At 36.4% G+C, this 9698-nt stretch carries 2 protein-coding genes; both read right to left on the reverse strand.

Going from position 1 to position 9698, the window contains the following annotated elements; all coding sequences use genetic code 11:
* Position 1: 1 nt before the first annotated feature.
* Positions 2–8221 (reverse strand): T9SS type B sorting domain-containing protein, encoded by an 8220-nt coding sequence (locus IE051_RS02670; RefSeq protein ID WP_189359218.1) that lies wholly within the window; start codon positions 8219–8221, stop codon positions 2–4.
* A 488-nt stretch (positions 8222–8709) separates the two neighbouring features.
* Positions 8710–9693: a PorP/SprF family type IX secretion system membrane protein gene (locus IE051_RS02675; protein WP_189359219.1), complete on the reverse strand. Its 984-nt coding sequence runs from the start codon at positions 9691–9693 to the stop codon at positions 8710–8712.
* Positions 9694–9698 lie beyond the last annotated feature (5 nt).

Raw genomic sequence — 9698 nt, forward strand, 5'->3', positions numbered from 1 at the left:
CTTATCTATATAAAGTAAAATGTCCAACAAAATCTCGATTATCTGTGGCATCATTCAATTTAACAACATACCAATAGTCTCCCGTTGGTAATTCTGCTCCATTATAAGTACCATCCCACTTATGATTTAAATCTAAAGTGGCTATTTTTCGACCATATCTATCAAAAATATCATAGGTTAATTCTCGGTATTGATCTGCACAACCTGGCCCCCATTTATCTCCATTACTAGGCGTAAAGAAATTTGGAATACAGATGTCTATATATTCAAAATATCTCGTTACCTCTGCCGTACAGCCATTACTATCCATCACTGTTACGGTATAGTTTCCTGACTCATATATGATGAATGTATTTTCCTCTCCTTGAGGCACGCCATTAAGGCTATACTCATAGGGTTCTGTACCCCCTGATGCTTGTGCCACAATTTCATTAATACCACCATCTTTTAAATCAAGCTCTAGAGGTTCTATGTCATTAATATCAAAACTTAGAGTAGATTGTTCACAGCCATTAGTATGTCTTACTGTTATACTATGTCCTATTCCGGAAACTATATTAGTAAAGACATTACTTGTTTGAAAAGGTCCATTATTTAGTGAATAATCTACATCCGTTGCATCGGTGCTTGCATCTATAGTTACCGTAACTGTATTGCCTATACTATTATTAACACAACCATATTCTACTAGGACTTGTGGATCTAGTAACACAGGGTCTGGGAAGGTGATATTCCACTCAGACTCACAACCTTCACTATCTCTCACATAAACAATGTGATCACCACCATTTAAATTATCAAAATCAAATACGTTTTGCGTGAGGTTACCGGTAAAATATGTTCCAGCAATATCATCTAAGCTAACACTATAAGGTAAAGTTCCTCCTGAAATTTCAATGCTGAAAGCGGCATCTAAATCGCCTGAACAAATTTCTGACACCATTGAATTAGGCACTATACTTAACAACACTGGTGTTGGCTCAATAATAGTGAAATCAAATATTACAAAACATCCTAATTCATCTTGCGCAATGGCCTGATAATCACCTGCTACTAAATTGTTAAAAACAGGCGTGTCAAAAAATTGATTAAGTTGTGGGGATATAGCATATTTAATAATGCCTGTTCCTCCCGAAGCCAAGATTTCTATCATTCCATCATCACCGCCATTACAACTTACATTGTTCACTGAAAAATCTGCAGTCAATGCTGCTGATGGTTCTGTAATAGAAATTTGAGCAGAAACCGCTTCGCAATCTAGACCACTTGTCACACTAACTTGATAGGTTCCAGCTGGTAATTCAGTAAACACACCTGGTGTTGTCTGTACTGGTGCTGGTGAAATATCTGTTCCAGAAGCATCTTGTAATGTGTAATTATAACTACCTAAACCTCCTTGAGCTAGAGCTACAATAACACCACTATTATCACCTGTACAGTTAATAGTTGCGTTAGTAGCATCAATATTAACCTCTAAAGTTGGAAGTGGATTAATTGTTATTTCATTTGAGCTGACAGAAACACATCCATTAGCATCTCTTACATAGTATACATAGGTACCCTCAGAAACGTTTAATGTTGTAGAAGCGGTGAATGACCCTAGAACATTTGCAAAACTTGGAGAATCACTAAAAGTGTATGGTCCTACGCCTCCTGTAGCACTTAAGGTAAGTGTCGAATTTGTAAAACAAGTTTGTGATGTTTCTTTTACCAATAAAGATTCAATCTCCGTTGGTTCAGTTATACTTATACTTGTTGTTGTAAAATCACAATTATAACCATCTGAAATCAGGACATTATAAGTACCCACACCTAACCCTTCAAATAAAGGTGTCGTTTGTGGTCCAGAAGAACTCATTGTAGGAGACAATTGATTTAACGTATACGTATAGTTGCTTCCCTGTCCTCCTGAGGCCATGACGTTAATACTTCCATTAGTATCACCGAAGCATGATAACATATTCGCATTGGCTGCAATTGTTCCATCAATAATGGTTGGAAGAATAAGGGTCGTATTAGCTGAGGCAATACATCCACCAGCATCCAAAACATTTACTGTATACATTCCCGCTGCTAAACCTGTAAAAGTTCCACTAGCTGAATACGCTACTGTAGCAGCGCCTGTTAATTCATATTGATAATCTCCCCAACCACCATTTGCTGAGGCGACTATGGTTCCTTGATTATTATCACAAGTAACATTTGAAGTTTCAGATGCAACAAGTGATAAGGCTTCCGCAGGAGACTCAATTATAACATTGGTGCTACCTGTACAAAATGGACTCAATGTTTCTGTTATTACAACCGAATAATTACCGGCCATTAAAGTATTAACTTGTTGAGGATTTAAACTTGTATTTCCTGCCCCAGTTAAAACTGAAACACCAAGGCTATTAAAAACCTCATAGGTATAAGTACCAGAATACCCCTGGACATCTATATCAATAATACCGTTTTCATTAAAACAAGTAACCGGACTAGATACTGCTGTTACTATAGGTCCTTGTGGTTCAGATAAAAATATAGTTGCATCTTTTTCACACAAGGTTAAGTCATCTATTATGGTGACTGTATAGCTCCCAGAAGGAAGTCCAGAATAAACATTACTGCTTAAAATTGCGCTCGCTGGATTAGGGCTTATCTGGTATGAAAAGGTACCTGATCCTCCAGTTGCTGTTATTTCAATTTGACCATCATTATCATTACAAGTCGGTAAGGCTACCACTGCAGGCATGATATCAATAGGTGCTTGTACATCTATTGTTGCTAAATTACCACATCCATTAGCGTCTAAAATCTCAACAGTATGCATTCCCGAATTTAAATTTGTAATCGTAAATGGAATACTTCGTGTTTGGAATACACCGCCATCTACACTATAACTGTAAGGTGGGATACCAGGTGTTGTTAGAGCTATATCTATAGCAAAATTACCTTCGGTCACCGTACATTGATTATTAAGTGTCGCTGTTATTTCGGGTTGCGTATCCTGAGATATTATCAAGGCAGATGGTATAGTCCTGATGCAACCATAAGCATCTTGAACATGAACAAAGTAAGAACCAGCGTCCGCATTAAATACCTGAGTACTGCTCCACATGCTATCATCAGCCAATGGTGGAATAGCATTAGTGCTTAATTGATAAACATAAGGTGCGGTACCATTAGTAGCAACAGCACTTATCACACCAGAGTTAGGATTACAATTAGCATTCTTATCTACGCTTGCTGAAATGCTTAGTTCTCGAGCTGATTCTGTTATATTAAAAGGAGAAGTAACCACAGCACAACCGGCATTAGAGCCTGAAGTTTCTCTAACAACCACAAAGTAATTACCATAATCTAACGCCCCTAAATTACTCACAACTAAAGAACCACCGGCTCCAACTGATCCTGAACTTGAGACCCCAGTAGGTGTTGATGTTAATGCATCCCAAACCTCATAATCAATATTTACCGAACTACCGTACGAACTGTTAACTGTAAAAGAAACATTCCCGTCTGCACTGCCAACACAAGTAATATTATTTGATGCAAGTGCAGTAACAGCTAACATTGAATTTGATGGTATAGGATCTTCAGCTGTCTGGTAATAACTACATTTTGTAGAATCATCATAGACTATAAATGTATAAGTAACACCAGGTAACAGCCCTGTAAAAGTTGCCGATTTACTGTTGACAGCATCTTCAGGAACCCAGTCCCCAACAGGGTTAGGATACACTGTAGACCCGCCTTTGTAAATAGCGAAAAAGAATGGACCTGGACTTGCCAATGTAGTACCAATACTTACTGTGGCTTCGCCTCCAACGATACAATCTGAAGTCGTATTAATGTCAATCAATAAATCTGTAGGCGGCGATGCTACTAATAAATCTTCAACGATTATTGAACAACCATTAGCATCAACAACATTTATTTGATACAAGCCAAAATCAACAACATCAAATGTTGTAGAGGTAGTACCCGAAGCATTTAGTTCAGATCTTGCATATCCGTTTGAACCTGTAACATAATAATTGTAAGGCGCCGTTCCTCCTGTAACACCATCAATAATTACAGAACCTTGAGACACACCTAAGGCCCCACAAGTAATAGGCACTGTACTATTACTAACGCTAATGGCTAAAGGTTCCGCGATAACAATTGATTTTGTATCAGTACAAAACTTAGCATCTGTAATTGTTACTTCATAATTTCCTGCAGGTAATCCAGACGTTTGAGCACCAAAATTTGATCCTAGTGTTGTATTAATAACGTTTATTTGGAATGGCGGTGTACCAACGGCATTGTTGATAATAACATCAAATGCCGCATTAGTATCTCCATGACATAAATTTGATTGTGTTTGTGCCAAGCTTATCTCTGGTGGAGAGATTGCATTAATAAATTGTAATCTTGATTCAGCAGAACAACCGTTAGCATCGGTTACCTGAATTTGGTAGGTTCCGGGATTTGCTGCTGTATAAGCAAAAGTTGAACTTGTTGGTACTGGTGCGCTGTAAGCTCCCCCATTATAAGACACTGTATAACTAAATGGTGCTACACCACTGGTTATGGTACCGGTAATTACAGCCTCAGGTGATAAGGTACAATCCAAATCTTTTGTGAGCACCGTGTTTAAAGTCACCGGTGGTAAAGGAGCAATCGTGTATGATTCAGAATAACTACAACTGAATTCATCTGTAACTTGAAAAGTATATGTGCCTGGCATTAAACCAGTAAAAATTCCGTTAGAGGCTCCACTAATATTTGAAGTAGCACTAGCCGGTGCAATTATTTCATAATTAAGCGTTCCATTTCCTCCTGTTGTGGTTATACTTACATCAGTTACATTTAACGGACAACTCAAAGGCGTATTTACAAAAGATAAATCTGTTGGAGGGCTTAAAGCTTCCATTTCTACAGGTGCTGAGATAAACACACAAGTACTAGCATCTCTAATATAAACGGTATAACTTCCATCCGTCAATCCTGAAAATGATGAACCATTTTGAAAATTAATGCCATCAATACTATAGGAATATGGTGCAGTTCCACCAGTAACCCCAGAAACCGATATTTCACCATTAGAAATACAAGTGAACGGCACGGTAACTACAGCTGTTCCGAATAAAGGATCAGCAGTATTTATACTAACTGTTTGTGGTAAAGAAGTACAAACATCTGAACCAATTCCATATTGTATCACTACATTATAAATACCAGCAGATAAACCGGAAAATACAGGAGAACTAACAAAGGTGGTCCCATTATCAATACTATACTCAAGACTATTTCCATTAGCATTAGTAACATCTATTTCTATGAGCCCAGAATCACCAAGACTTGTACAAAGAATATCACTTGTAATAACATTAAAATCTGGCTCTACTACGGGTTCAACTGTAATTGATGTTTCAGCTGTACAATTGTTTGAATCTACAACGGTAATATTATAAACACCCGCTGATGTTACAGCAATTAATGGTGTACTTTGAAAAACTGTAGTACTATTTACAAAGTAATAATACGGAGGCGTTCCCCCTACTGGATATACTGTGATTTCTCCGTCTGTACAGGTTAAAGGGGTAGTAAGTGCTGATGTAGCTTCTAATAGCGGAGGCTGAATAATTTCAATATCTCCTGAAAAGACGCAACCATCATCCGTAGACACGTCAAGGGTATATGTACCCGGATTTAAGTTTGAAAAGGTATAGTTATTTTGAGAAATTGGTCCTACCTGATCAATCAGCGTAGAGCCTTCTGAGATTGAAAAGTAATACTGCGGTCTGGCATCATTAGCCGCCACTGACACACTTCCTAAATCGCCATAACACAAAGGTTGCGATATGATTGAAGATACCGTAAAGTCATGGTCTACAATTTGAACATCTGGTACTTCAAAAATACAAGGATTAGGTGTAACACCAATTTGTCTCAGGTATATAGAATACTGTCTGGCCGTTGTTATAGAAAATGTATTACTAGTTTGATAATTTACACCATCAATACTGTATTCATAGCCATTTGGAACCCCACCCACAACAATTTCACCTGGAGTGGCACAATATATATCTCTTTTTGTGACTGTTGGTACTAATAAGTTAGTGTATATATTAAAATAAAACTGATTAAAACACCCACCTGTATAATTCATGGTCAGTCTGTATTGACCAGCTGTATCCGCCATAAAATCAGGCCCCGTTGCTACCTGATTCCAAGTACAGGCTAAATCTTCATTGGCACAATCTTGATTAACAACTGCCGTACAACTGGATTCATCTAATTTTTCCCATATCATGGAAGTGGTATCTGAAATATTAGTTTGAATGAGTCTTGCTCCAGTTGTACCACATAAAAAGATATTGGGTAATTCTTTACCATCATTAGGACAAGTCACCACTTCATCTGCAAAAGGTATTACAGGATTGGTAACATTGGCTCCGAAAGTAATAACTTCAAATATTTGGTCTGTATCTTGACATGGCGCCACAGCAGTGTTGTGTACATAGTATGTACCGGTTGATGTGACTGTTATCGTCTGACTTGTTCCAATAACAGGAACCCCTGTTGGACTTGTTGACCATGAATATTTATCATAGCCATTACCAGCTGTTAACTGCACATTCTCACCACAAAGGATTACTTCTTCCTCAAAAGTACAATCATTGATATCTGCTAAAAAGTTTGTTGCCCCTGGTGTAAGTAAACAACCTGAACTACTGTTGAAACTAGGATCATCAGAAATCACAAAATCAGGATTAATAGTTCCTTTATAAGTAGCGTACGCCTGATTATCAATATTATTTGAACAAGCATCACTCAATAAGCTACATGTTGAAACAACTGTAACTTTAAACTTTAATGATGACACAGGGTCATTTTCCTCTACAACATCCCTATCTACTCTAAAAATAAGTTCTCTAGTGGTTGGATTATAGCTCTGTACAGTTACTCCCGGTGGTAGATATTCTATATCCTCTGGATAATTAAACACAATATTAGTAGGTATAATATCACGTATGGTTAAATCAGTGGCATCATCATTTCCTGTGTTTTGAAAACCGATGGTATAAAACAGCTCATCGCCCAAATCAACAATCTGTCCGCCAATATCATTACCAAATTCATCTTCAACAATTTTGGTTAAAACAATATTTGGCGCTATAATTTCAATAGCGAACGCATTAAAATAAAAATAATAGATATCTAAATTACTACCAAGACTTATTGTAGCTGAGGTTGCACCATTGGAAATCAAAGTATTACCAGCATTTGGGACATTTATTATACCCGAATCAAACCCCAAAGTATTTGATCCATCAGGAAGTCTGGTGGTCATAATCTCCGGTGTATTGGTAAGTGGATCTATAATAGAAGATGTACTATTGAAAAAGTTATCTTCTTCCCTTATGATTGTACCTGCATTATTTGTTGCACTTATTGGCGTTCCATTAAGTAGTAAGTAATCTCCAGTCCATCTTCTATCTCCTTCAATGGTACTAAAAGCATACTTTGCTCTTACAGGCCCAGTCGGAATAGTTTCAAACCCAGAAACTGGAATGGTTTCATTTATTGTACTTGTAATTTTAGTAAACCCATCAAATGAGGTAATATATTTACTTGGTAAAAGGGGATCTTCATAAACTACGAAAAGAGACCATCCTGCAGAAAGTCCCTCGCTATTTGGTTTCGGTCCAACCATTGAAGATATGTTAGCCACCGAATAAGTACCTTCAGGGTCTGGTAAGGCTGTTAACATATCTGTCACATCATGGTAATAGGCATAGGTATTAGAATAACGATCTGTATCTGCATCTTGAAAATATATTTCGGTTCCAGAAATATCTACATATGAACCTCCAGGGGTTTTAAATTTAATATCGGAAATTGGGGTATCACCATCCACCACGGCACTCCAATACAATCCGGCATAAACTACTCTATAACATGTGACATCATTAGGAACATCTAAATCTGCACTACTAGAATTAAAGGTGCTAGGATCTCCATCAATATCTACAAATACGGCTGCATCCAAGCGGTCATTGGTATCTGTTCCGTTATATGGGTCAGACACGTGTAGACCAACATTACTATTTCCTATAAGAAGTATATCACCCTTAATGGCTTGGTCAAATCTTGGATTAAAAGGAATAAGGTTCTGGCTAAATAATTGCATACTTAGCAACAGCAAAGTAATTACAAACACGTAGTTTGAACACGTAGGTTTTTTCATGGCGGTTATATTTGGTATTTCTTTTCTACTTGGGGCTTTCAAAAAGAAATATTAATCATTCTGCTGGTTTAATACATTTGAAATTTTAAGAAGTATTATCTTTCTTAAAACTAATGTCATTTACACTTTAGCATTTAGACTTTTTAAATATCGTTAATTTTGGTAATAAACTAAAAGGGTTTTCTTAAATATTATGTATTAAATCAGATTTATATGCATTTCGTCGATAAAAATTTACTAATTGTAGGTTTTTACATCTTTAATGTAGTGTTTTTTATACCTACTAGTGAATGACAAAAATCAATAGAAAAAACCACCCTAAAACTTTAAAAATTCAGTTAAAACAAGCCTGAAAATAGAAGAAAAGATTACTTAGTAATAGCTTAAAAGCAGTAACTAAGAACATAATATTTAATGAAGTAAACGTAAAAAAGATGCGCTATTTAAGCATAGATTTTAAGAAGAATCCTTCCATTTCTACAACTATATTAGTGTCTTATGGGGCTTTGAGTACAAGGACAATTACTTATTCCTTGTAAAAAATTAAGACCAATAGTAACCACGTGTGTGCCTGAATTATAGGATGCCAGTTGATTTGTTGTAATTTGGTAGGCATAGCCAAAATAAAATAATGACTTTTGAAAGCCAACCATTGGGCCAACATTTAAAGGCTTAAATAATTGATCATTTAAAAACCTATAAGAAACCCCGGCCCATAAATAATCTTCCTTTCTATTATATTTTCTAATCTTAAAGTTTACATCTGTACTTGAGCGACTATCACTACTAAACATTTGATAAAACAATGAAGGTTCAAATTCTAAACGACTCCCCTTACGCCCTTTAAAAGTATATCCAGAATATACTTGATAATTAAGCAACAATCGAGGTTCTTGCACTCTAAGGTTTTCATCCAGGTTCTTTTTTAAAATATTGCTGGCGTTAAAACTAAAAAACAAACCTTTATTTCTGTATAAAAAACCGACATCAAAATTATTATTAGACATACCTCTATCATCGGTTACAAATGGGTCCAAATTGGGGTGTTGTGTTCCGCCGTCAAAATTTTCGTAATCTATTCGAAACGTATTAATGTTATAGGAAATTCCAAAGGATAAATATTGCTTTGAATAATAGTCTAAGATTAGGTGATGCGCAAAAGAAAATTTTATCCCCGTTTGCCTTGTGTTTCCATTCTTATCATTGTATAAAGACAACCCAACTCCAGATCTATCAGCTATCCTAACATCGCCATATAAAGATTGATTATCTGGAGCTCCATCAATTCCTGCCCATTGCGTTAATCCGTTGGCTCTAATCTTTAAATTATCGCCAATTCCAGCATAAGTTGGTGATATTACAAAATTATTATCCGCTAAATATTGAGTAAACACAGGCAAATTAAGCTCTTGACCATACCCTCTTGTCAAGACTAAGAGTAGTAGATATATGATGAGTTTTCTTTTTTGCATAATCA

It is taken from the genome of Algibacter mikhailovii, assembly GCF_014651495.1.
Lineage (GTDB): Bacteria > Bacteroidota > Bacteroidia > Flavobacteriales > Flavobacteriaceae > Algibacter_E > Algibacter_E mikhailovii.

Coding starts and splice junctions, on each gene's coding strand:
- IE051_RS02675 (WP_189359219.1), bottom strand. CDS start 9,693: ATGCAAAAAAGAAAACTCATCATATATCTACTACTCTTAGTCTTGACA.
- IE051_RS02670 (WP_189359218.1), bottom strand. CDS start 8,221: ATGAAAAAACCTACGTGTTCAAACTACGTGTTTGTAATTACTTTGCTG.